Raw genomic sequence first — 23,973 nt, forward strand, 5'->3', positions numbered from 1 at the left:
GGCTACAGCGTCGCGCGCGCCGGTTCTATTCCGGTGAATGGATCTGTCGTGCCGGTGGTGGACGGCTGCGCATCGACCCCGACCGCGAAGCGATGCGTCCCGCTCGTCACCGACACCGGCTCGGCACCCGGGAGGTCGACGACCGCCGAGGTCCCCGTCGGCACCTCGACCTCGACCTGCAACGTGCCGTCGGCGATGGTCCAGGCGATCGACGCGCGCCCGTAGGGCGTCAGATGCACCGCCGACGCGTGGGTGAGCCCGCCGCCCGGCCGGGGCCGGAACAGGATCGAGCGGTACCCGGGCGCGGCCGGCGCGATGCCGGCGACGACCCGGTGCAGCCAGTCGGCGACGGCGCCGAGCGCGTAGTGGTTGAACGAGGTCATCTGCCCGGGGTTCACGGTGCCGTCCGGCAGCATGCTGTCCCAGCGTTCCCAGATCGTCGTCGCCCCCTGCGCGACCGCGTACAGCCACGACGGGCACCCGTCCTCCAGGAGCAGGTCGTACGCGCGATCGAGATGGCCCGACGACGTCAGCGCGTCGCTCACGATCGGGGTGCCGACGAAGCCCGTCGCGATCCGGTTGCCCGCACCGGCGACGAGGGCGCTCAGTCGGTCGCCGGCGCGGTCGACCGCCTCCGCATCCGGCAGGAGTTCGAAGGCGATCGCGAGCGAGTACGCGGTCTGGGCGTCACTCGTCATGACCCCGTCCTCGCCGACGTACTCCGCCAGGAACGCGCGGCGGGTCGCCTCGGCGAGGTCGGCGTAGTGCTCCGCGTCGGCGGAGCGTCCGAGCACGGCGGCGGTCTTCGCGAGGTGCGCCGTCGACCAGGCCGAGTAGGCGGTGGCGACGAGGTACCGGTCGGTGAGCGACTCGGCGGGCCGGTCCGGCGGGGCGGCCGGATCGAGCCAGTCGCCCAGCTGGAAGCCCTCGTTCCACAGGTGGCCAGGGCCCGAGAGGCGGTGCACGAGGTCGACCCACCGTTTCGCGCTGTCGTACTGGGCAGCGAGGACGCCGAGGTCGCCGAAGCGCTCGTAGAGCACCCAGGGCGTGAGGACCGCGACGTCGCCCCACACCGCGCCGGGCCGGTTCGGTGTCCACTGCCCGTCGTCGGGGATGAACGGCACGTACCAGGGCACGGTGCCGTCCTCGTGTTGCTCGACCGCGACGTCGCGCAGCCAGGAGCCGAGCATGCCCGACACGTCGTAGAGGAAGGAGGCGGTGCGCGCGAACACCTGGAGGTCGCCCGTCCACCCGACGCGTTCGTCGCGCTGCGGGCAATCGGTGGGGAGGTCGACGAAGTTGCCGCGCATGCTCCAGAGCACGTTCTCGTGGAGCCGGTTCACGCGTTCGTCGGAGCTCTCGAACCAGCCCGTGCGTTCGAGGTCCGAATGGTAGACGCGCGCGACGACGTCGCCGTTCGCGACGGCTGCGTCGAGGTCGCCCGGCCACCCGCTGATCTCCGCGTACCGGAACCCGTGGATCGTGAACCGGGGTTCCCACGTCTCGGCAGCTCCACCATCCGGCGGGGTCGGTCGGCCGGCGAGCGTGTAGCTGTCGGTCGCCTTCGCCTCCCGCAGCGGACGGGTGTAGATCTCGCCCGCCTGCATGACCTCGGCCGTGCGGATCACGACCGTCTCGCCGGCCGTTCCCGAGAGTCGGATCCTGAGTCGACCGACGAGGTTCTGTCCGAGGTCGAGGATGCGTCTCCCGCTCGGGCTCGTGAGGACCGCTATGGGTGCGACCTCCTCGACGGCGCGCACCGGCGGACCCTCGGGGGCGACGAAGGTGGACGGGTCGCGGGTGCCGATGCGGACGCCCGTCCACGCGCTCGCGTCGAAGCCCGGCGACGACCATCCCGGCCGTTCCTCGCGGGCGTCGTAGTGTTCGCCGTCGTAGTTGCCCGAGCTGATGATGGGTCCGAGGGACGCGCGCCACCGCTCGTCGGTCGCGACCGTCTCGACACGGCCGTCGTGGTACCGCAGCTCCAGTTGCGCGATGAGCGACAGGTCCGAGCCGAACAGGTTGCGGAAGCCGCCGCGCCAGCCGAGGCGCCCCCGGTACCAACCGTCGCCCATCCAGGAGCCGATCGCGTTGTCGCCGGGGTGGAGGAGCGCGGTGACATCGTGCGTCGCGGTGCGCAGTCGGCTGGCGTAACTCGTCCAACCCGGGGCGAGCGCCTCGTCGCCGACCCGACGGCCGTTGATCTCCGCCTCGTAGACGCCGTGCGCCGTGACGTACAGGCGGGCGGATTCGAGGCCCGCACCGACGGTGAAGTCGCGCCGCAGCAGGGGCGGCCGGCGGGTGTCGCTGTCGGGATCCTCGTCCCAGTCCGCGGCGATGGGCTTTGCGACCCAGTCGTTCGGCGAGAGGAGGCCGGCCTCGACCGTCGCCGCCGGTCCCCAGTCCGCCACCTCGTCGGTCTGGGTCTCAGCGCTCCCACCGCCCCACACCCGGACACGCACCGAGGCGACCTCGCGTGAGCGGAGCGGTTCACCCGGCCAGGCGACGAGGACCGATTCGCCGGTAGCGATGCGTCCGGTGGTCGTCACCCGATCGCCGCGGGTGATCTCGATCTCGGCGGCCCGCTGTTCCCAGCCGGCCGGGCCCAGGTTGGTCCAGCTGAGCCGGGGCCTCGCCACGCCGATACCGCGGGCCTCGCGGAGATGCTCGAATCGGGGAGCGCTCGTGGTCACCATCGTGGCTGCTGGTCCTTTCGTCAGGCAGGGCGCGTCGCAGCTCGCGAGGCGATCAACTCTGACACGTTTCAAAAACCGATCGTACAACGGGGGCAAGCGCAAAAGCGAGCGGTTCGCGGTACTTCTTGACACGTTTCAAAACCTGGAGCAGGATGGAGGCGCTGGCAGGGTCGGAGCGGACCCGCCAGGTGGGACGGGCCCCGGAACGAGGCCGTCCCGCGCTCACGACGACGACGATGGAGAGCGACGATGACCACACCCGAGGCAGCCAGCGGAACCGAGACGGGCGGAACGGGACGACCGGCCGTCGCGCTCGTCGGCACCCTCGACACCAAGGGGGTCGAGTACGCGTGGATCGCCGAACGGCTCGGGGAACTCGGTGCCGACGTCGTGGTCGTCGACGCCGGGACGCGCGAGCCCCACGGCTACCCGGCAGCCGTCGAATACTCGAACCGCGAGGTGGCGGCTGCAGGCGGGACGGATCTCGAGACCCTGCTCGCAGCAGAGGATCGCGGCGCGGCCGTGAGTGCGATGGGCGAGGGTGCCGCGGCCGTGGTCGGACGCCTGCACGCCTCGGGGCGCATCGACGCCGTCCTCGCGCTCGGCGGGAGCGGCGGATCGGCCATCGCCGCCCGGGTCTTCCGCGATCTGCCGATCGGGACGCCGAAGCTCCTCGTCTCGACGATGGCGTCCGGCGACGTCTCCCCATACGTCGGAGCGAACGACGTGACACTCATGTACAGCGTGGTCGACATCGCCGGGATCAACCAGATCTCCCGCGCAGTCCTCGGCAATGCGGCCGCCGCCGTCGCCGGCATGGCCGCGGCCGCGAAGACTCGCGGTCTGGCCTCCTCGGCCGAGCGCACGGACCGGCCGCTCATCGGGGCGTCGATGTTCGGGGTGACGACCCCGGCGGTCGACGCGGCCCGCGAGCGTCTCGACGAGCTCGGCTACGAGGTGCTCGTCTTCCACGCCACCGGATCGGGCGGGCAAGCGCTCGAGTCGCTCGCCCGCAGCGGGATGCTCGCGGGGGTGCTCGACCTCACGACCACCGAGCTCGCCGACGACCTCGTCGGCGGCGTCCTGACCGCCGGTCCTGACCGCCTCACCGCGGCCGGCGCGGCGGGCGTGCCACAGCTCGTCAGTCTCGGTGCACTCGACATGGTCAACTTCGGGCCGCGCGACACCGTCCCGGAACGCTTCGCCGATCGCGACTTCTTCGTCCACAACGCGACCGTCACCCTCATGCGCACCACGGTCGACGAGAACCGGGAGCTGGGTGCCCGCATCGGCCGGAAACTCGCCGCGGCGACGGCCCCGACGGTGCTGCTGATCCCGCGCGGTGGCGTCTCGGCCCTCGACGCCGACGGCCTGCCCTTCCACGACCCGGAGGCGGACGCCGCGCTCGTCGAAGCGGTGCTCACCGGCCTGGACGGCAGTGCGGTCACCGTCGTCGACCGCCCGGAGCACCTCAACGACCCGGCGTTCGCGCGACTCGCCGCCGACACCCTGCACGCGCTCATCGAGGACAGCACCACCACGGAGGAGGACTGACCATGGACAGGACCATCGCACTCGAACGGCTCCGCGCCACCGTCGCGCGAGGGCAGGCCGTCATCGGTGCCGGAGCGGGCACCGGCATCTCGGCGAAGTCCGCGGAGGCCGGCGGCGTCGACCTCATCATCATCTACAACTCGGGACGGTACCGGATGGCCGGTCGAGGCTCCCTCTCGGGGCTGCTCGCCTACGGGGACGCCAACCAGGTCGTCGTCGAGATGAGTCGCGAGGTGCTGCCGATCGTGCGAGACACCCCCGTACTCGCGGGCGTGAACGGCACCGACCCGTTCCGCATCATGGAACGCTTCCTCGACGAGCTCAAGACCATGGGGTTCACGGGCGTCCAGAACTTCCCGACCGTCGGCCTGTTCGACGGCGTGTTCCGCCAGAACCTCGAGGAGACGGGCATGGGCTACGACCTCGAGGTCGACATGATCCGACTCGCGGCAGAACGCGACCTCCTCACCGCCCCCTACGTCTTCGACGTCGAGTCGACGGTCGCGATGACCGAGGCTGGTGCCGACGTCCTCGTCCCGCACATGGGCCTGACGACCGCCGGCACGATCGGTGCGACCACGGCGCTCTCCCTCGAGGAGTCCGCGCACCGGGTGCAGGAGATGCGGGATGCCGCCGTCGCGATCAACCCGGACGTCATCGTGCTCTGCCACGGCGGCCCGATCGCGGAACCTGAGGACGCGGCCTTCATCCTCGCCAACACGACGGGCGTCGCGGGCTTCTTCGGTGCGTCCTCGGCGGAGCGGCTGCCGACCGAGCGCGCGATCAAGCGCCAGATCGAGGACTTCAAAGCCATCCCGACCCGCTGACCGACCCGCGGCGCCCGCCGCACCACCCACTCGACGAGGAGCACGCCATGACCGACACCCCGAACACCGCTGCACGACCCATCACCCCGGCCACCGCCGGTCGCCGACCGGACGAGGTCCCCACGCGGGTCTTCGACTGGGGCACCATCAAGTGGCTCGTCACCCCGCACCTCGACGAGGGTGTCGGCCTCACGGTCGGCGAGGTCATCGTCTACCCCGGGCAGGGGCACGCGCCGCACCAGCACCCGGGCGAGGAGGAGGTCATCACGGTCATCTCCGGCGAGGGGGTGCAGACGGTCGGAGACGGCCCGGCGTTCCCGATCCGCGAGGGCGACGCCGTCTACATCCCGAAGGACACGGTGCACTCCACCTACAACACGACGTGGCGTCCGCTGCGGCTGTCGGTCGTGTACACGCCTGGTGGCGCCGAGACGGGTCTCGACGGGCTGCCCGACGCGCGCATCCTCGACGCCGGCGAGGCTCCGAGCTGGAAGCAGGACCGCTGATGCCGGTGATCGAACCGGGTTCCTGGGTGCATCCCGGCTCGAAGCCGGACTGGAGCGAGATCGGCACGATCGGACGCTTCGCGGTGTCGGTCGACGGCGGCCGGTTCGACCGGCACCACCACGACGACCACGAGATCTGGTTCATCGCCGAGGGCAAGGGCAAGGTGTTCGTCGACGGCGCGGAACGCTATGTGCAGTCGGGCGACATCGTGCTGACGCAGGCGGGCGACACCCATGACATCGTCGAGGTGTACGAGACGATCCGCGGGTTCTTCACCGAGACGGGACTGCCGACGGGTGGTCGGGTCGGTCATCTGCACGCGGACGAGTCGGACGCCGCCGGGCACGTGGTGACCGCGCTCCCGCTGCCGGCCGACTTCCCGGCCCGAGCCTAGGATCGTCGGTATGCGCATCGCCGTCACCGGGAGTTCGGGCAAGCTCGGGTCCGCCACCGTCGAACGCCTGCGCCGGGACGGCCACACGGTGCACGGGCTCGACCTCGCCGGTGCTGCCGGGCCCGGGTTCACCCGCGTGGACCTGACCGACTACGGGCAGACGATCGACAGCCTGCTCGGCGTGACGGCCCGGTTCTTCCGCCTCGACGCGGTGGTGCACCTGGCGGCCATCCCGGTGAACGGGCTCGTGCCGGACGCGGCGACGTTCCACAACAACCTGACGGTGTCGTTCAACGTGCTGCATGGGGCGTTGCGCGCGGGGATCCGGACGATCGTGACCGCGTCGAGCATCACGGCCATGGGCTTCCCGTTCGAGGAGGCGCCGGAGTTCCTGCCGATCGACGAGACCGTCAGTCGCGCCAACAACACCTACGCGCTGGGGAAGGTCGCCGAGGAGGCGATGGCGGCGCAGCTCGTGCGGTGGGCCGAGGGCACGTCGATCACGGCGCTGCGGTTCACGAACGTGGTCGCGCCGGGGGAGTACGGGACGTTCGCCCGCGCGTCGGAGCCCGGGTATCGGCGTGATCTGCTGTTCAGCTACGTCGACGCTCGTGACGGTGCGCAGGCGGTCGCGCTCGCGCTGGCCCGAGCGGAGCCCGGCTTCGAGGTGTACGACGTGTGCGCCTCCGACACCGGGACGACGGTTCCGTCGGCGGAGCTCGCGGCGACGCACTTTCCCGGCGTGCCGCTGCGCGAGGGGCTCGGCGAGTTCGAGACGCTCATGTCCATCGACAAGGCCCGTGCGCGCCTCGGCTACGAGCCCGAGCATCTCTGGCGGGACGAGTTCGAGCGCGAGGAGGCGGCGCGGGGCTGATCGGCGGCCTCGAATCCGGTGCGAGGTAGGGTGAGCGGGCGGCGGTCCGGGGGTGGACCGCGGCTTTGGGGGAGGTATGACCGGGTCATCGAGCGAACCGCTGCCGGGGGAAGCCGGGCCGGATGAGGTCGTGCCCGTGGCTGATGGGTTCTTCCACGAGCGGGAGTATCCGAGGACTCCGTTCAGGCAGGCTGCTCGCCGGCTCGCAACCACGCTCGCGATGCTCGTGGCCGGTGTCGCCGCGGTGATCGCGGTGATCGGGTTCGGTATCGGATCATTCCAGGGCACCTACCCGACTCTCGACGGGCAGGTCAAGACGTGCGGTTACGCGTCCGTCGAGTCCGAATGCCAGGTGGAGCTGCGATCGTCGGTCGAGACGGTGTTCGGTGTCGACCTGGGCGACGACGTGCGGGTCAGTGAGTTGCGGAGATCGGGCATCCTGTCCATCACCTATACCGCCAGGCTCGAGTTCGCCTCCTCCGCCGAGGTTCCGACGGCCGCGACCGCAGTGACGGCCTCTGAGGGCTTGAACACCAAGCTCGAGCGCGAAGGAGCGGCCGGCGTGGGCCCGATCCGCTTCGGGAAGGGACAGGCTGCGCGTGGCGACATGGCGGACGGTACCGTCGTCGTCTACCTCAGGACGATCGTCTGAACGCCGCACGGCGATCACCGCGTCATCCGGTCTCGGCGAACGCCGGTCTGGTTTCGTGTTGGCGTCCGTCAGGTGTCGTCCAATGGAGTGTGCCGCCTGGGTGATGCTCGACCTCCCACCTGGGTAGGTGTTTGAGTCGATGATGATGTCGGCAGAGGGCGGCGAGGTTGTCGATACTCGTGGTGCCACCGTGCTCCCACGCCGTGGTGTGGTCGAGGTCGCAATTGCGCGCCTGTCGGCCGCATCCCGGTGCCCGACACGTGACGTCGCGCAGACGCACCGCGCGCTGGAGATCGGCCGGCACCCGGTACTGCTCGCGGCCGACGGAGAGGATGGCGCCGGTCTCCGGTTGGGTGAGCACTCTCGTCATGGACGGGGCTGCGACCGCGAGCCGGGCGGCGGTGTCGGGGTCGATCGGCCCGTAGCCGTCGAGGGTACTCGGCTCGTCGGTGACGCCGAGGAGCGAGAGGACGGGGACATCGAGCTGGACGGTGGGCCGGATGTGCGCCTCGACGTCGACGGGGCGTTCGATGAGCACGACCTGCTGAGTCGATCTGGCAGACCAGTCCCTCGGGGCGCTCGAACCTCCGAGCCACACCACCTCCCCGCCGGACTCCGGGTCGGCGGGGATCGGCTTGTCGTCGGCGCTGACGGTGCCCGCCACGGCCAGCGAGGACAGCGCGTCGGCGCGCAGCTGCGCGAGCGTACGGTCATCGCCTGCGGCGCGAGCCGGCACGGCAACACCGTCGAGCCGGGACATGATCGCGTACGCGATGGGCGCGGTCGTCAGGAGGTTCAGCCAGGCCATGCCGTCTGCGGCGGGCTCGATCGTCACTCGGCGGTCGGCTTGGGAGCGGCGCGCTCGTACGGTGATCGACTCGGGGTGCAACCGTTCGCGCAGCACCCGGGCGCGTCGCTTGAGGAGCGCCGGCGTGGTCCGCTCGGCGACCGGGAGCACCTGCTCAACGAACATCGTGTGCCCGACGGCTGGGATGTCGCGCAACTGGTCGGTCACGACCCTGGCGTGACCGACGCTGATCGTGCCGCGTTCCAGCGCCTCGAGTACCGACGGCGCCTGGTGGACGAGGGTCTCCGCCTCACCGATGCGGTGCTGCAGCGTCGGCTCGGACATCCGCGTCGCCATGGCGAGCGATGCGCAGATCGAACGCCGTGCGAGGTCGCGTCCCTCCGACTCGGACATGCGCGATGACATCACTGCGGAGGTGGTCCCGTCGGCGTACGCCGCCGCCTCCGCGAGGAGTCGGACTTCCTCGGCGTCGAGCGCGGCTCGTCGCCGGGCGAGCTCCGCGAAGCGGTCCGAGAACGAGGCGAGGCGCGCTGCGAAGACGTCGCTCGGGTGCTCGCGGCGCTCAGTGGTGGTCATGCCTCCAGTCCATCACGGACCACTGACATTCAAGATGGTCAGTACGGATTTCCGCGGCCGTGGACCGGGTTCGCGTGCGCCGGTGGTTCGCCGACCTCTGCGACGGTATGGCCGCTGCAGCTCGCCGAGGTCACGCTGGCCCGCTCGACGCGCGACACGGTGAACCACCGCATCGCGTCCCGCATCCGACACCACCCCACGAGGTACCACTGCCCGTTCGTCGAGGCGAACAGCACGGGCTCCACGTCGCGGGTGGTCGTGCTCCCCGTTCCCGAGGTGTACCGGATGCGCACGACCCGCTGGTCCGCCATCGCCTCCTCGAGAGCCGACCGGACGGCGCGCGAGGCGGTCGGCGGGGCGTCGACCCAGATGCGGTCGGCCAGGGCGTCGGCTCGGGCGCGGGTCCTGGGGTCGAGGACGTCGAGGATCTTCGCGACACCGGCTGACGCCAGATCGGCGTAGGGGGCGTCGGGTGCGGCCGCTGCGGCCGCCATGAGCGCCACCGCCTGCACCGGGGAGAGACTGACCGGCGGGAGCGTGGTGCCGACGGCCATCCCGTACCCGCCGCCGGGACCCGGGCGGGACCAGATGGGCGCACCACTGCGCTCGAGCGCCTGGAGGTCCCGCTTGACGGTGCGCACGGAGACCTCGAAGTCGCGTGCGAGCCGTTCGGCGGAACACCCGCGGGATCCACTCCGACGGAGGGTCTCCGTCAGCGCGTGCAATCGCTCCACCCGTTTCATCGGTCGACGAGATTCGTATTCATGTCAGAAATCGTGACACACTGCTGCGCAGGTCGGGATCGAGAGTGGAAGCATGACCACACCGAATACCACCCCCGCCATCATCCTCATCGCCGGCCACTGGCTGGGCGCCTGGGCCTGGGACGAGGTCGTCGAGCAGCTCGACCTCGACCACTCGCGCGTCTTCGCGATCACCCTGCCCGGCCTCGACGACGCCGATCCCGACCGCGCGACGAGGACCCTCGACGACCAGGCCACCGCAATCCTGGACGCCCTCGATCGGCCCGACGTGTCCGCGGAGCATCCGGCGGTCATCGTCGCGCACAGCGGGGCGAACGGACCCGTCAGCCTCGTGCTCGACCGGCGCCCCGATCTCGTCGCGCGGGTGGTGTGGGTCGACTCCGGGCCGATGGCCTCCGGAACGGCCTTCGCCCCGGACCTTCCGCCGGAGGTGACGGAGCTCCCGCTGCCCGCCTTCGACGTCCTCTCGCAGCAGGCGAGCCTCGACGGCTTGAGCACCGAGGTCCTCGACCGGTTCCGGGCCAGGGCGGTCCCTGAGCCTGGGCCCGTCCTGCGTCAGCGCATCGAACTGACGAACCCAGCCCGGAACGCCGTACCGACCACCCTGGTGTGCTGTTCGATCTCCAGCGCGCAGGTGCTGGACATGGCCAGAGGCGGGCACCCGATGTTCGCAGCGGTGGCCGAGCTCGAGTCCGTGGACGTCGTCGACCTCCCCACGGGGCACTGGCCGATGTGGAGCCGTGCCGGCGAGCTCGCGGAGGTGATCCGGTCGGCAGTGCTCAGCCCGCGTCCGGCTCGTCCTGGGTCGTCGGCGACCGCGTCGGACGGGACCGCCTAGCCGACGCCCTGGCCGGCGGTCGCGAGCGCCCGCACCTCGGCGACCTCGCGGATCTCGTCGGCACCGATGTTCGCGCCGAAGAGTTCGTGTCCGGGCTCGAGGACGACGCCCGCGTGGAGCGGCCCGATCTCGACCGGGTCGAAGCCGAGTGCGTCCACGACCGCGGCGACGGCCACCCGGTCCTCCTGTGCGTCGCCGGCGATCGCGATGCCCTTGCGTCCCGGCGTGCCGGCCGGGCGGGGCTCGCCGTCGAGGTCGTGGTAGCCCATGTGGTTGAACGCCTTCACGACGCGTGACTCCGGTAGGAACTCGGCGATCAGTTCGCTCGTGGAGGTCGCCGGTGCACTCAGGTCGGTCCGGTGCCCGTCGACCTCCCACCAGTAGTTCATGGCGTCGAGCACGAGCTTGCCGCGCAGCTCCTCGACCGGCAGCGTCCGGTACTTGCCGAGCGGGAGGGCGAGGATCACGAGGTCGGCCCGTGCAGCGGCGTCCGCCGAGGTCGTGGCGACGGCACCGGGAGCGAGCACGTCGATCGTGAGGGCGATCCGGGCCGCCTCGCGCGATCCACTGATGAGCACGCGGTATCCGGCGGCGACCGCGAGGCGTGCCAGGACCGTGCCGACCTTGCCGGCGCCGAGGATGCCGATGGTCGGCGCCTCGGGCGAGGTCCGCTCGTCGGTGGTCCGGTCGGGCCCGGAAGTGGTGTCGGACATGAGGCTCCTTCATGAACGGTGCGACTGCACGCGGTCGCCTGGGTCAACCGGGGGTCGTCCGTCGCTATTCCGACACCGCTCGGGCGGGACGCGCAACCCCTCCTGCCTGAGCCGTCCGGCGACGTACCGTTGCCGCATGACTGACGCAGAATCCACCGACCAGGCGCCCCCCGACACCACGGGCACCGGCGCCCCCGAGACGATCGGCGCGACCGAGGACACCCTCGGAGCCCGCGGCGACGACAGCTCCACCAGCGCGAGCAAGGACCCCGAGGACTGGGTCACCGGCGACGAGCCGATGACCGGACCGCAGCGCAGCTACCTCGACACGCTCGCCCGCGAGGCCGGCGAGGAGCTCCCCGCCGACCTCACGAAGGCGCAGGCCTCCGAGCACATCGACCGGCTCCAGAACGCGACCGGCCGCGGCCAGTCCGCATCCTGAGCGCCGCCGCCGCCATGACCGACCACAGCAGGGCACCGCTCCATCATGAGGTGGTCGTCATCGGCGGCGGCAACGCCGGTCTCTCCGTCGCGGGCAGGCTCCGCCGCTACGGCGTGGACGACGTCGCGGTCATCGAACCGCGCGAGCACCACCTGTACCAGCCGATGTTCTCGCACGTCGCGGGCGGGACGGCGGCCGCATCGGTCGCCACGCGCCCGCAGCGGTCCGTCACGCCCAAGGGCGTGACCTGGATCCAGGACCGGGTGCAGTCGATCGACCCCGTCGCGAAGACGGTCCTGCTCGAATCCGGCACCCGGGTCGAGTACGACCAGCTCGTCGTCGCCCCCGGCATCCAGAAGGACTGGGGCGCCGTGCCCGGCCTCAGCGAGGCGATGGCGTCGCCCGTGGGGATCTCCAACTACGAGTTCGAGTACGCGCAGAAGGCCTCGCGTGTGCTCCGCGAGGTCCGCTCCGGCACCGTCGTCTTCACGCAACCGTCCGGCCCGGCGACGTGCTCCGGTGCTGCCCAGAAGCCGATGTACCTGGCGTGCGACTACTGGCGCCAGACGGGCGTCCTCGACGACATCCGGGTGATCCTCGTCGTCCCCACGCCCACCATGTTCGGGATGCCGATGATCGACGCCGAACTCGACCGCAAGGTCGCCGAGTACGGCATCGAAGTGCGGTTCTCGCGCGAGCTCGTCGCCGTGGACCCGGAGCGACGTGTCGTGACCATCGCGGAGACCGCCCCGCAGGACGGCCCCGCCCGCGGTCAGGACGGTTCGACGGGTGGACGGCACGAGGAGATCGCGTACGACGTCCTCCACGCCGTGCCGCCGCAGTCCGCACCCGACTGGTTGGCCGCCACGGCGCTCGCCGACCCCGGCAACCCGGGCGGGTTCGTCGAGGTCGACTCCCTCACCCTGCGGCACCCTCGGTTCCCCGACGTCTGGACCCTCGGCGACGCCGCCGCGGTCATGAGCTCCAAGTCCGGCGGTGCGCTCCGTCAACAGGCGTTCACCCTGGTGAAGAACCTGACCGCCGTCCGTGCGGGGAAGGCGCCGAGCCACGTCTACAACGGGTACTCGGTGTGTCCGTTCACGGTGTCTCGCGGGACGGTCGTGTTCGCCGAGTTCGACGACCGCTACCGGCCGATGCCGACCATCCCGTTCTGGAAGGGGCTCGCGAAGGAACGACGCTTCACGTTCCTCGCCGACCGCTACCTGCTGCCGTGGGTGTACTGGAACCTCATCCTGCAGGGTCGGGCATGACGGTCCGCAGGCGCACGCCGAACGTCGTCTCGGTGACCGGGACGCGATAGCGCTCGGGGAGGGCCGGACCGCAGGAGGAGCTGCCGAGCCCCTGCTGCGCGTAGTCGAGGTTGAGCCAGACGCGGCCGGAGTCGCGGAGGTCCTGCGGGTGGCGGGCCTCCTCGAGCGCTTCGCTCGTCCAGCGTCGCGCGGTGAAGTCGAAGCCGGCGTCCTGCAGGCGCTCGGCGCGCAGGGTCGGCAGCTCGTCGCCTGCCAGCTCCAGCCAGCTCGTACCGACATGGTTGCCGTTCTCCTCGGGCACCGGGTAGTCGGTCTGCAGCGCGTCGATCGTGCTGGAGAACCGGCCGATGCGCACCGCGGCGAGACTGTCGACGTACGACTCGCCCGGCCCACGGCCGAACCACGTCGCTCGGCGGTAGGCGGACGGGAGGCCGAGTCGGAGGCCCAGCCGCGGGAGGGTCAGCAGGTGGTCGCCGATCGGCGTGTGCTCCCAGACGCCCTCCGGCACGACGGTGACCGACAGCTCCAGGGCGTCGCCGAGCGTGGTCCAGTCGAAGATCCAGCGCAGGCCGAGGCCGTGCGCGGCGGGGGCGCTCCTGCCCCGCACGCGGAGTCCGATGCCGCCCAGCCCGTCCTCGACGCGTTCGACCGCGTCGGTCCGGTGCAGGAAGCGGTCGAGTCCCGTGAGCTTCCAGCTCGCCGCCGCCGTGTTCCGTGTTCCCTGACCGCGGTCGTTCTCGGTGGGCGCCCGCATGATGTCGAGGACCGGCCCGTCGAGGTCGAGCGCGCCCAGGGAGCGCAGCCGACCCGTGCGCGCATCGAAGGACGCCGACCCGAGGGTGATGCGGGAGCCCGCGGAGCGGGCGACGGATGCGAGCACGCGGCGAACGCCGGTCGGCGGAACCGCGCCCCGCTGTGGTTCTGGTGCCGGGTCGCCGGGGATCAGCACCTGCCCGAACGCGACCTCGTGCCCTGCGGCCGCCCACGGCTCGTCGGCGGTGAGGACCGCCCGCACGGTGAGCCAACGTTCGACCGGCGCACCGGAGACCGGATCGATGCCTGTGGTGGGCACGAGCGCGTCCGTCGGAAGTGCGACGGTCGCCTCGCTCCGGGCACCGACGGCCGGTGTCGGGAGTTCGCCTGACGCGACCGCGACACCGTCGTCCTCCACGAGCCAGCGCAGGGCCAGGTGGTCGAGCGAACGCATGTCGTGCTTGTTCCGTACCCGGACTGTCCCAGCGGCCGCGTCCGGGAGCAGCTCGACCGGGCTGATCGCGGCGTGGAGCTCGGCGAGTCCGGGCGACGGGGTGCGGTCGGCGAACACGAGCCCGTCGAGGCAGTAGCGCCCGCCGTTCGGACGGAACGCCACGTCGCCGCCGTGCATCACGAACTCGCGGCCGGCGGCGTCGGTGCTGCGGAAACCGTGGTCCATCCACTCCCACACGAAGCCGCCGCAGAACCGGTCGGACGACTCGAGGATGCGCTGGTAGTCGACGAGCGACCCGGGTCCGTTGCCCATCGCGTGGGCGTACTCGCAGAGGAGGAACGGGAGGCGGCGTCGGCGCACGTCGTCCGGTGACCCGGGGACGACGCCGGCGGGGGTCGGCTCCTCGCGCCGACCGATGGCCTCCAGCAGCTCCTGGTCCGGGTACATGAGGCTGGAGAAATCGGAGTTCCGGTACGACGGGTCGCGCTCGTACATGATGGGGCGGGACGGGTCGCGCTCGCGGATCCACTGCTCCAGGACGTCGAAGTTCTCGCCGACCCAGCTCTCGTTCGCCATCGACCACACGACGATCGACGGGTGGTTCTTGTCGCGCTCGACCATCCGCTGGACGCGGTCGAGCATCGCGTCGCGCCAGACCGGCTCGGTCGGCGGGTTGCCTGCCCAATCGGTGTAGATGAAGCCGTGGGTCTCGAGGTCGCACTCCTCGACCACCCACAGCCCCAACTCGTCGCAGAGACGCAGGAAGTCGGGGTGCGGCGGGTAGTGGCTGGTGCGCACGGCGTTGAGGTTGTGCTGCTTCATGAGGAGGATGTCCTGCCGCATCGTCTCCGTGTCGAGCGAGCGACCGCGGTCCTGGTCGTGCTCGTGGCGGTTCACCCCGCGGAACAGGATCGGCACGCCGTTCACGAGCAGCCGGCCGTCCTCGATGGCGACCGTACGGAAGCCGATCCGCAGCTCGATGGTCTCGGGGACCTCGGGCGCGGCGTCGGTCGGCCGCGGTCGGAGGAGGGCCGTGTAGAGGCGCGGTTCCTCGGCGCTCCACGGTTCGACAGGCAGGGCGGTCGCCGTGCCGGTCGAGAGGTCGCGGATGCCCAACTCGGGGACGTCGACGAGGCCGGGGACGTCGGTGTCGACGCGGAGCACGCCGACGCCGTCCCGGTGGTCGTATCGCGCTGTGACCTTGACGTCGTCGATCGACCCCGGCGGGCGTTCGAGGAGGTCGACGTCACGGAAGATCCCGGGCAGCCACCACATGTCCTGGTCTTCGAGGTAGGTGCCGCTCGACCACCGGTGCACCCGGACGGCGAGGACGTTGTCGCCGGCCACGAGGTGCTCGCCGACCTCGTACTCGACGGGGAGCCGACTGCCCTTGCTGTGCCCGAGGAGCACGCCGTTCAGCCAGACCGTGCCGCAGGAGTCGACGCCCTGGAAGCGGAGGACCGTGTCGGCGTGACGCCAACCCTCCGGCAGGGTGAAGTGGCGCCGGTAGTCGCCCGTCGGGTTCTCCTCCGGGACCCGGGGCGGATCGATCGGGATCGGGAACGCCGTGTTCGTGTACAGCGGCTGCCCGTGGCCCTCGAGGACCCAGTGGGCCGGGACGCGGATCCGGTCCCACCCGGAGTCGTCGAGGTGTGGATCGCCGAACGTGTCGCCCGTGCCGTCCGCCGTCGGTGCGAGCGTGAACGCCCACTCGCCGTTGAGCGACAGTCGGCGCGCGTCGCTCCGTTCGTCGGCTCTGGGGCGTCGCCGACCGGTGCCGGGCATCGGATCCTCGACCCACGACGCCGCGAGTCGTGCTGAGTCGTTCATCGTCATGCAACCTTCATCGTCGTGCAACCTTCATCGCCTGTTGTCCCTGTCTCAGGAGGTACTCGGCGCGCCGGCCCGGCCAGAGGCCGCCACGCCGAGGGACTCCTGAGCAAGGGAAGGAGGAGAGGGGGATGGGTGGAGTGGGACGGGTGGAGTGGAAGAGGGTGACCTCAGTCGGTGAGGGTGCTCGGCGGGGTGCCGAGGGCGTCGAGGTCCGACCAGAAGTCGTCGGGGATGGTCGTCGTCCGCAGGGCCTCGACCTGCTCGAGGCGCTCGAGCCGGTTCATCCCGACGACGGTCGAGTCGACGAGCTCCGAACGCGTCGAGAACGCGAGCGCCGCCGCGGCGAGCGGGATCCCGTGCCGTGCGGCCACCTCGTCCGCGCGCGCCACCCAGGCCAGCAGCTCCGGCGACCCCGCCTGGTACGCGTACGTCGACGGCTTGCCGTCCGTACCGCGGCGCCCGGCGAGCAGCCCGCCGCCGAAGGGAGCCGCGTTGAAGACGCCCATCCCGCGGGACCGCGCCTCTTCCAGCAACGCCGTCGCCGAACGATCGACGAGGGTGAAGCGGTTGTGCGTCAGCACCACGTCGAACGCGCCGCTCAGCACATACGGCAGCATGACGCTCAGCGGACCGGCCGCGATGCCGATCGCGTCGACCACACCCTGCTCCTTGAGCGCCAGCATGCCCTCGATCGCCCCGCCGGGAGCAGACGCCTCCGCGAATGACACCGAGTACGGGTCGTGCAGGTGGAGGATCGGGATGCGGTCCACCCCGAGACGCTCGAGGCTCTCCTCGAAGGAACGGAGCACCCGGTCGCGGTCGAACACCGCCGTCGACGGATCCTGATCCACCTTCGTCACGACGCCGCGCCCCGCAGGGAGGCCGCTTGCACGGATGGCGTCGCCCAGGGCGGTCTCGCTGCGTCCGTCCGAGTAGTTGTTCGAGGTGTCGACCAGCAGGTTCGGTCCGCGGAGCGCCGCGGTGGCGAACGCCGTCGACCCGGGCCCGGGCGATCCGTCGGCGCTCGCCGGGGTGCCGAGCCCCGAGGTGCCGACCGTGACCGGGCTCGCGAGCAGGCCGGTCGCGCCGAGGGGGCGGAGGTCGGCCGGTGCCGGAGCGCCGGAGGTCGTGGTGTCGGTGTGGTCCGAGTGGGTCATGTCGTCGTTGATCATGTCGTCCATCCTGCGCCCGCCGTGTCGTCCGGCGTCACCCCTTGAGTGCACCGGACGCCAGCCCCTTCATGATCCGTTGGTTGAGGAAGACGAACACCACGAGCAGCGAGAACACGTTGATGCAGATGCCCGCGAAGAGCGGCCCGTAGTCCACCTGGCCGAACTCGCCGCTGAAGTTCAACAGGCCCGCCTGGATGGTGCGGAGGTCTGCGTTCGTCGTGAAGGTCAGGGAGATGAGCAGGTCGTTCCAGATCGACAGGAACTGCACGAGGCCGATCGTGAAGAGCGCGTTCCGCACCATCGGCAACCCGATCGACCAGAACGACCGGATGATGCCGGCACCGTCGATCGTCGACGCCTCGAACACCTCACGCGGCACGGCACGGAAGTAGGCGGTCATCATGAACACCGTCAGCGGCATGCCGAGCGCCGTGTACGTGATGATCATCGGCCAGTAGGTGTTCGTCAGGCCGAGGTTGAAGTAGGCGACGAAGAGCGGCACGAGGATCATCTGGCCGGGGATCATGATGCCCGAGATGAAGAGCAGCAGGGTCAGGTTCCGGCGCTTCCACACCATCACCTCGAGGGCGAACGCCGCGGCGACGCCGAAGATGAGGATGAAGACGAGCGACGGCAGGGTCACGATGACGCTGTTGAGCAGGTTCTGCGAGATGTTGCCGGTCGTCCAGGCGGTGACGTAGTTGTCGAAGCTCCACGACTCCGGGAGGGAGAACGTGGACTCCTGCAGGAACTCGCGCTGGTTCTTGAACGAGGAGAGGAACAGCCACACGATCGGGTAGATCTCGATGACGAGCAGGAGCCCGATGAGGATGACCGAGGGCAGCTTGCGCAGGTAGTAGGCGCGCGAGCGTGGAGCGCGACGCATCTTCGGCCGGCGGACGGCGGTGCCGGATCCGTCGCCGCTGCCGCTCGAGGCCGGGGTGGTGGCGCCGGGCGCCGGGGTGATGGCGGTCGTCATGGCGTCAGTCCTTCGTCAGGTCTCTGCGGGAGGTCTTGAAGATCAGGAGCGTCACGAGGAAGCACATGATCGTGAGCACGAACGCGAGTGTCGAGCCGTAGCCGTAGTTCTGGTACGTGAACGTCGTGTTGTACATGTACAGCGTCAGCGGGGTCGTGGCCGTCCCCGGCCCGCCGCCCGTCAAGGCGAGCACCGAGTCGAACACCTTGAGTGTCGCGTTGAAGCTGAAGATCACCGCCGACAGCAGGACGGGGAGCGACAGCGGCACGATGATGTAGCGGACGAGCTTCAGGCCGCGGGCGCCGTCGATGCGGGCCGACTCGATCACCTCCTCGGGGATGTCGAGGAGCCCGGCGTAGAGCAGGACGGCGTAGAAGCCCATGGACCGCCAGAGGTCCATGATGATGATCACGACGAAGGCGCTGTCCGGCGAGCTGAACCAGTCGACCGAGTCGATGCCGAATCCGTTCAGGATCGCGTTCACGGGCCCGGTCTGCGGGGCCACCTCGAACAGCCGCTTGAACAGCAGCCCGACGGCGACGGTCGGCAGCACGACGGGGAAGAACACGAGCGTGCGGACGAGCGTCGACGCCTTCTTGAGGACGAAGACGTAGAAGAGGGAGAGCCCGTAGCCGAGGGCGATCTGCGCGACCGTCGCGATGAGCGAGTACTTGATGCTGAAGAAGATCGCCTCGGGGGCGGTCGGGTCGGCGAACAGCTGGGCGAAGTTGTCGAGGCCGACGAACTCGAAGCCGCGTAGGTCGCCCTGGAAGAAGGTGAGGCCGAACGACCACATCACCGGGACGAGCTTCACCAGGGTGAAGATGAGCAGGGCCGGGCCCAGCAGGATGGCGATGGCCTTCCTGTCACCGAGGACGTCTTTCATGCTGTGCTCCTGAGTCGGTCGGGGGACCGTGAGGCTGGGCGGCGGGGCGCGTGACCCGCTGCAGGCTGGGTGTCCACGGACGGACGGATCCGGTCGCCTGGCGGGTGCCGGGCGACCGGATCGCCGGTTACTTCTTGAGGCCCGCGTCCACGCCGGCCTGGACGAGCGCCGCGAAGTCCTCGGGGGAGATGCCGCCGGTGAGCAGCGGGGCGGCGTTCGTCTGCGCGTCGACGCCGGCCTTCTCGGGGAGGAAGGTCTCGAACCAGGTGACCGTCTCGTCGGTGTCGGCCATGATGCCCTGCACCTCGGCGGTGAGCGCCGGGACGTCCGTGACCTCTTCGTTGAGCTTGAAGCCGGAGATGACGCCCTGGTTCTTCAGCACGCTGGAGCCGTAGTTCTCGGCGATGCAGCTGAGCCAGCCGCCGACCTTCTCCTCGTCGTACCCCTTGGTGGAGAAGGAGGTCGCGGCACCGGTGTTGGCCGGGTACTGGTCGATCGAGCCCTTGCCGCCCTCGACGGTCGGGAACGGCATGAAGCCGACGGCGTCCTCGCCGATCTGGTTGAGCTCGGTGTTGTAGACGTCGGCGAGCATCCAGGTGCCGTTGTACATCATGGCCGCGTTGCCGGTGAAGAACTCGCTCGTGGCGGTCTGCATGTCCATCGTCGTGATGCCTGCGCCGAAGTACTTGCCGAGGTTCGCGACGGCGGTGATCGCCTCGACGTACTCGGGGTCGGTGAGCTTGGCGTCTCCGGAGGCGATGTCGTTCATCGCCTCGGTGCCGAGCGACCGGAAGAGGTAGGTGCTGATGTAGCGCGTGATCGTCCAGCCCTGGGCGCCGGAGACGGTGAAGGCCGACTTGCCGGACGCCTGCACGGTGTCCGCCGCGTCGAGGAGCTCGTCCCAGGTCTGCGGGATCTCGATGCCGAGGTCGGTGAACATCGTCTTGTTGTAGAAGAAGCCCTCGACGTTGTACTGGTAGGGCATCGAGACGAAGCGGTCGCCGTAGATGTTCTTCACGGTGGCGACGGCCGAGGGGAGGATGTCGTCCATGACGCCCAGCTCGGTGAGGGTGTCCTCGAGGTCGAGGACGGTGTCGTCGTCGCCGAGGGTGCCGCCTGGCCGCAGCGGTGCGGTGGGGGCGGTGAAGGTGGTGGGCAGGGCGTTCTGGCTGGCCAGCAGGGTGACGCGCTGGAGCACGTCGGCCTGGGGCAGGGTCTCGACCTTGAGCGGGAGTGCTTTCTCGTTCGCGGAGCAGGCGCCCTCGCCGAGGGCGGTGAGTTCGTCGCGGACGATCGAGTTCTCGACGGCCGCGAGGTAGTCGAACGAGGTGGCGCTCGTCGCGCCTCCGTTCCCTGCGCAGGCGGTCAGGGCGAGAGCGGTGACGCCGAGAGCGGCGATGGCGGTGGCCGACCGACGTTTCGGGGCCCGGTGCGCTGTGGACACATTTCCTCCTTGAAGATGTGGCAGTGATGGTGAGACGCGAGCGGTGACCGTCGCGAGCAAAGTTGAAGCGTTTCAATGGCCGAGGCTAACCGCGCTCGGCTCGCATGTCAAGCATCGGATCGGTCCCAATCACGGCGGCGGTTCCGGGTCGGCGAGTCGGCGTGGGAATGCACATTGACACGTTTCAAGTCTGGGGCGACAATGGGGGCGGTCGCCTCGTGGTCTCGATGCCGCGCGGACGGTCCAGTCAACGACGATGCACGGCGTCTGAACGCGCCGGACGAACGGAACGGAACCGCACATGAGGTTGCAGGGCAAGCGAGCGATCATCACCGGAGCAGCAGGAGCGCTCGGCCGGGTGATCGCCCAGAAGCTCGCCGCCGAGGGCGCCGACGTCGCCGGCCTCGACCTCAACGCCGCCGGCCTCGAGGAGACCGCGGAACTCGTCCGGGCGCACGGGGTGCGCGCCGCCTCGGCGACCGCCGACCTGACCGACTTCGACGCCGTACAGGCCGCCGTCGGGGGCATCGTCGCCGAATGGGGAGGCGTCGACATCCTCCTGAACGGTGCCGGCGGCGGTGCCGTCAGCTTCTTCCACGAGATGACCTCCGAGACCTGGACGACGCAGATCGACCGCAACCTCAACTCGGTCTTCAACGTGACGCGTGCCGTCCTCCCCTCCATGCTCGAGCAGCGCTCCGGTCGCATCATCAGCATCGCGTCGATCGCCGCCGTCAGCGGTGGCCGCCTCGTGCGAGGAGCGACCGCCTACGCCGCGGCCAAGGCCGGTGTCGTCGGGCTCACGAAGGCCCTCGCGATCGAGGTCGCCGAGCAGGGCGTCACCGTGAACGCCCTCGCGCCCGGCGCGCAGGCCACTCCAGGCCGCGACAACGACACCCCGGAACGCCGCGAGGCCCTGCTCGCCCAGATCCCGACGCGGTTGCTCGGCGAGCCGGAGCACCTCGCGGAGACCGTCGTCTTCCTCGCCTCACCCGCCGCCGTGAACATCACCGGCCTCATCCTGCCGCTCGACGGCGGACACTCGATCTAGGCGACGGGGCGACGACGATGACGACGGGAGACGACATGACGCGGCTCGAGCGCGGCAAGGCCAAGTTCGACGAGGTGTACGGCGAGGGGAAGTCGGAGGGGCTCGTCGCGATGCAGACGGGTCTCGCGCAGGACCTCGCCCGCTTCGGGATCGAGTTCAACTTCGGGGACATCTACTCGCGCCCCGGCCTCACGCTGGCGCAGCGGGAGCTCATCACCCTGGCGGCACTCGTCGCCCTCGGCGGCCTGGAACCGCAGCTCCGCGGGCACACGCGAGGTGCGATCAACGTGGGGTGCTCGGCCACGGAGATCCTCGAGACGGTCATCCACACCGTGCAGTACGCGGGGTTCCCGCGCGCGCTCAACGCCATCCGGGTCGTCACCGACGCCCTCATCGAGGTCGGCGTGGAGATCCCCGAACCCCTCGGGCCGGAGCCGCACCGCGATCAGGACTGACCGAGACGGGGCGATCTAGACTGAGCCGGGCCGCGGGAACGCTCCCGGGGCACGTGACACGAGGGCAGGGGTGAAGCATGGGACGAGTCGGCATCCGCGAGGTCGCGACGCTCGCCGACGTCTCCATGGGCACGGTCTCCCACTACATCAACCACCCCGACCGCGTCTCGCCCGAGAAGCAGGAGCGCATCCAGCGCGCCATCGACCAGCTCGGGTTCGTCCGCAACAACGCCGCCTGGCAGCTGCGCCTCGGCCGCAGCGGCACCATCGCCTACATCGCGCCCGACGTCAGCAACCCGTTCTTCGCGACGATAGCCGAGGGCGTCGAACAGCGCGCCGCCGAGGACGGTCTCTCCGTCTTCATCGCCAACTCCAACCGCAGTCGTGAGCGCGAGGACGCCTACCTCGGCATGTTCGAGGCGCAGCGGGTGCAGGGCATGCTCGTCGCCTCGCACGAGTCGGTGGAGGAGCGGCTGACGAGCATCCGGCAGCGGGGGATCCCCTCGGTCCTCGTCGGGCAGTTGGCCTCCTCGCCCGATCAGCCCTCGGTGTCCGTCGACGACGTGCGCGGTGGGTTCCTCGCGGCCGAGCACCTGCTGGCGACCGGCCGTCGGCGACTCGCCTTCGTCGGTGGTCCACTCGGCATCCGTCAGGTCGCCGACCGGTTCGAGGGGGCGAGCGCCGCCGTGGCCGCCGTGCCCGGGGCGACCCTCGAGGTGATCGCGGGCACCGAGCGGACGATCGCCGAGGGCCGCGAGCTCGGCCGGGCCATCGCCGCCCGGCCGCCCGAAGCGCGACCCGACGCCGTGTTCGCGGTGAACGACCTGCTCGCCCTCGGCATCATGCAGACGCTCGTCGTCGAGCACGGGCTCCGCGTCCCGGACGACCTCGCGATCGTCGGCTACGACGACATCGAGTTCGCCGAGTCGTCGATCATCCCGCTCACCTCCGTGCGCGCACCGCACGAGGGGTTCGGTGTCGCCGCGGTGGAGTTGCTCCTCGGCGAGTTCGCCGTCGCGGAGGGTGCGCCGACCCCACCGCCGTCCTCTCGCCACCTCGTCTTCCAGCCCGAGCTCGTCGTCCGGGCATCCTCGGTCTGAGCGGCGCGCGTCAGGGCCGCGGCGCCTGCCGGGTGCCGGTGCGGATGCGGTACAGGGAGCTCGACGCGGTGATGTAGAGCGTCGAGCCGTCCTCGCCGCCGAAGCAGACGTTGGCCGTGCGCTCCGGGACCGCGATGCGCAGGATGGTCGCGCCGGTGGGGTCGAAGACCTCGACGCCGTCGCCGGCCGACGACCAGACGTTGCCGTCGACGTCGATGCGGAAGCCGTCGGAGGCCGGGACGGCGGTCGCGGCGAAGGTCCGGCCGGGGGTGTCGCCGTGCTCCACCGAGACCCCGTCGGCGGCGACGTCGTAGGCGGCGATGCGCTGCGCTCCGTCACCGGTGTCGGAGACGTAGAGGATCGACTCGTCGGGGGAGAACGCGAGCCCGTTCGGGTGCACCATCGCCGTGATGACGGGCTCGACCGCTCCGGTGTCCGGCTCGAACCGGAAGACGAAGCAACCGTCGTACTCCTGCTCGCCGGGGTGACCCTCCCGACCGCTCGGATCGATCCCGTAGGGCGGGTCGGTGAACCAGATTGAACCGTCCGAGTGCACGACGACGTCGTTCGGGGAGTTGAACCGTCCGCCCGCCCACCGGGCGACGAGGGTGATCGGCCCGTCCGGCCCCTCGATCTCGACCGCGCGGCGCCCGTGGCTGCACTGCACGACCCGACCCTCGCGGTCGATCGTGCGTCCGTTCGTGTACTCGGCGGCGTCGCGGAACACGGCCGTCTCGCCGCTCGTCGCGTCGAACTCGAGGATGCGGTCGTTCGGGATGTCGCTCCAGCGCAGGCGGCCGGTTTCGGCGATCCACGCCGGTCCCTCGCTCCAGATCGCGCCCGTGTAGAGGTGTTCGAGCTCGGCGCCCTCCGCGAGCAGCGGCGAAGGATCGGTCATCGTGACATCGTCGTCGGTCATGACATCCAGCC

The 23,973-nt window shown here is 70.4% G+C and carries 22 protein-coding genes; 12 read left to right on the forward strand and 10 right to left on the reverse strand.

The window, feature by feature from the left end; genetic code table 11:
• Window positions 1-2: 2 nt before the first annotated feature.
• On the reverse strand, window positions 3-2,696 hold the full coding sequence (locus QRN26_RS16520; protein WP_285037591.1) for a family 78 glycoside hydrolase catalytic domain: 2,694 nt from the start codon (window positions 2,694-2,696) through the stop codon (window positions 3-5).
• Between the two features lie 249 nt (window positions 2,697-2,945).
• Here QRN26_RS16520 and QRN26_RS16525 point away from each other — a divergent pair, with 249 nt between their 5' ends.
• The 6 genes from QRN26_RS16525 to QRN26_RS16550 all read left to right on the forward strand — a co-directional run bounded on the left by QRN26_RS16525 (window position 2,946) and on the right by QRN26_RS16550 (window position 7,504).
• A complete protein-coding gene (locus tag QRN26_RS16525) occupies window positions 2,946-4,250 on the forward strand; it encodes a Tm-1-like ATP-binding domain-containing protein (RefSeq protein WP_285037592.1) in 1,305 nt (434 codons plus the stop codon).
• Window positions 4,251-4,252: 2 nt separating this feature from the next.
• Window positions 4,253-5,077 carry a phosphoenolpyruvate hydrolase family protein gene (locus QRN26_RS16530; RefSeq protein WP_056782178.1) on the forward strand — a complete coding sequence of 275 codons (825 nt, stop codon included), beginning with the start codon at window positions 4,253-4,255 and terminating at the stop codon, window positions 5,075-5,077.
• A gap of 47 nt (window positions 5,078-5,124) precedes the next feature.
• On the forward strand, window positions 5,125-5,583 hold the full coding sequence (locus QRN26_RS16535) for a cupin domain-containing protein (protein ID WP_285037593.1): 459 nt from the start codon (window positions 5,125-5,127) through the stop codon (window positions 5,581-5,583).
• Entirely contained in the window at window positions 5,583-5,978 is a 396-nt protein-coding gene (locus tag QRN26_RS16540; protein WP_056782176.1) for an AraC family ligand binding domain-containing protein, read from the forward strand. Before QRN26_RS16535 ends, QRN26_RS16540 begins: the two co-directional genes overlap by 1 nt.
• A 10-nt stretch (window positions 5,979-5,988) precedes the next feature.
• Complete coding sequence (locus tag QRN26_RS16545) at window positions 5,989-6,852, forward strand: NAD-dependent epimerase/dehydratase family protein (RefSeq protein WP_285037594.1); 864 nt, start codon at window positions 5,989-5,991, stop codon at window positions 6,850-6,852.
• Between the two features lie 136 nt (window positions 6,853-6,988).
• Window positions 6,989-7,504, forward strand: coding sequence for a hypothetical protein (locus QRN26_RS16550; protein WP_285037595.1), 516 nt, complete (start codon window positions 6,989-6,991; stop codon window positions 7,502-7,504).
• A gap of 22 nt (window positions 7,505-7,526) precedes the next feature.
• Here QRN26_RS16550 and QRN26_RS16555 read toward each other — a convergent pair whose 3' ends face one another.
• Both QRN26_RS16555 and QRN26_RS16560 read right to left on the reverse strand, forming a co-directional pair.
• Complete coding sequence (locus tag QRN26_RS16555) at window positions 7,527-8,888, reverse strand: HNH endonuclease signature motif containing protein (RefSeq protein WP_285037596.1); 1,362 nt, start codon at window positions 8,886-8,888, stop codon at window positions 7,527-7,529.
• Between the two features lie 38 nt (window positions 8,889-8,926).
• Complete coding sequence (locus QRN26_RS16560; protein ID WP_285037597.1) at window positions 8,927-9,631, reverse strand: helix-turn-helix transcriptional regulator; 705 nt, start codon at window positions 9,629-9,631, stop codon at window positions 8,927-8,929.
• A gap of 73 nt (window positions 9,632-9,704) precedes the next feature.
• Between QRN26_RS16560 and QRN26_RS16565 the strand changes: the two genes are divergently transcribed.
• Window positions 9,705-10,490, forward strand: a complete 786-nt coding sequence (locus QRN26_RS16565; RefSeq protein ID WP_285037598.1) for an alpha/beta fold hydrolase — start codon at window positions 9,705-9,707, stop codon at window positions 10,488-10,490.
• Here QRN26_RS16565 and QRN26_RS16570 read toward each other — a convergent pair.
• The gene (locus QRN26_RS16570; RefSeq protein ID WP_285037599.1) at window positions 10,487-11,203 is read right to left on the reverse strand and encodes an NADPH-dependent F420 reductase; all 717 of its coding nucleotides are present in this window, start codon (window positions 11,201-11,203) and stop codon (window positions 10,487-10,489) included. The genes QRN26_RS16565 and QRN26_RS16570 overlap by 4 nt on opposite strands.
• 136 nt (window positions 11,204-11,339) lie before the next feature.
• Between QRN26_RS16570 and QRN26_RS16575 the strand changes: the two genes are divergently transcribed.
• Together QRN26_RS16575 and QRN26_RS16580 are read left to right on the forward strand one after the other, a co-directional pair.
• On the forward strand, window positions 11,340-11,645 hold the full coding sequence (locus QRN26_RS16575) for a DUF3072 domain-containing protein (protein ID WP_285037600.1): 306 nt from the start codon (window positions 11,340-11,342) through the stop codon (window positions 11,643-11,645).
• Window positions 11,646-11,659: 14 nt separating this feature from the next.
• Complete coding sequence (locus tag QRN26_RS16580; RefSeq protein WP_285037601.1) at window positions 11,660-12,916, forward strand: NAD(P)/FAD-dependent oxidoreductase; 1,257 nt, start codon at window positions 11,660-11,662, stop codon at window positions 12,914-12,916.
• Here the strand turns inward: QRN26_RS16580 and QRN26_RS16585 are convergent.
• The 5 genes from QRN26_RS16585 to QRN26_RS16605 all read right to left on the reverse strand — a co-directional run bounded on the left by QRN26_RS16585 (window position 12,894) and on the right by QRN26_RS16605 (window position 20,437).
• Complete coding sequence (locus QRN26_RS16585; protein WP_285037602.1) at window positions 12,894-15,953, reverse strand: glycoside hydrolase family 2 TIM barrel-domain containing protein; 3,060 nt, start codon at window positions 15,951-15,953, stop codon at window positions 12,894-12,896. The genes QRN26_RS16580 and QRN26_RS16585 overlap by 23 nt on opposite strands.
• Before the next feature lie 170 nt (window positions 15,954-16,123).
• Complete coding sequence (locus QRN26_RS16590; RefSeq protein WP_285037603.1) at window positions 16,124-17,128, reverse strand: aldo/keto reductase; 1,005 nt, start codon at window positions 17,126-17,128, stop codon at window positions 16,124-16,126.
• 34 nt (window positions 17,129-17,162) lie between these two features.
• Window positions 17,163-18,107, reverse strand: a complete 945-nt coding sequence (locus QRN26_RS16595) for a carbohydrate ABC transporter permease (protein WP_228507330.1) — start codon at window positions 18,105-18,107, stop codon at window positions 17,163-17,165.
• Window positions 18,108-18,111: 4 nt separating this feature from the next.
• Window positions 18,112-18,993, reverse strand: coding sequence for a carbohydrate ABC transporter permease (locus QRN26_RS16600; RefSeq protein WP_056010829.1), 882 nt, complete (start codon window positions 18,991-18,993; stop codon window positions 18,112-18,114).
• A 127-nt stretch (window positions 18,994-19,120) separates the two neighbouring features.
• A complete protein-coding gene (locus QRN26_RS16605) occupies window positions 19,121-20,437 on the reverse strand; it encodes an ABC transporter substrate-binding protein (protein WP_056010832.1) in 1,317 nt (438 codons plus the stop codon).
• Between the two features lie 301 nt (window positions 20,438-20,738).
• Between QRN26_RS16605 and QRN26_RS16610 the strand changes: the two genes are divergently transcribed.
• The 3 genes from QRN26_RS16610 to QRN26_RS16620 all read left to right on the forward strand — a co-directional run bounded on the left by QRN26_RS16610 (window position 20,739) and on the right by QRN26_RS16620 (window position 23,043).
• Window positions 20,739-21,488, forward strand: a complete 750-nt coding sequence (locus QRN26_RS16610) for an SDR family oxidoreductase (RefSeq protein ID WP_285037604.1) — start codon at window positions 20,739-20,741, stop codon at window positions 21,486-21,488.
• Window positions 21,489-21,505: 17 nt separating this feature from the next.
• Window positions 21,506-21,943, forward strand: a complete 438-nt coding sequence (locus QRN26_RS16615; RefSeq protein ID WP_200921159.1) for a carboxymuconolactone decarboxylase family protein — start codon at window positions 21,506-21,508, stop codon at window positions 21,941-21,943.
• A 77-nt stretch (window positions 21,944-22,020) separates the two neighbouring features.
• Window positions 22,021-23,043 (forward strand): LacI family DNA-binding transcriptional regulator, encoded by a 1,023-nt coding sequence (locus QRN26_RS16620; protein WP_056010838.1) that lies wholly within the window; start codon window positions 22,021-22,023, stop codon window positions 23,041-23,043.
• 10 nt (window positions 23,044-23,053) lie between these two features.
• On the opposite strand, the gene QRN26_RS16625 is transcribed toward QRN26_RS16620, so the two are convergent.
• On the reverse strand, window positions 23,054-23,962 hold the full coding sequence (locus QRN26_RS16625) for an SMP-30/gluconolactonase/LRE family protein (RefSeq protein WP_285037605.1): 909 nt from the start codon (window positions 23,960-23,962) through the stop codon (window positions 23,054-23,056).
• Between the last annotated feature and the right edge of the window lie 11 nt (window positions 23,963-23,973).

It is taken from the genome of Plantibacter sp. ME-Dv--P-095 (assembly GCF_030209365.1).
GTDB lineage: Bacteria > Actinomycetota > Actinomycetes > Actinomycetales > Microbacteriaceae > Plantibacter.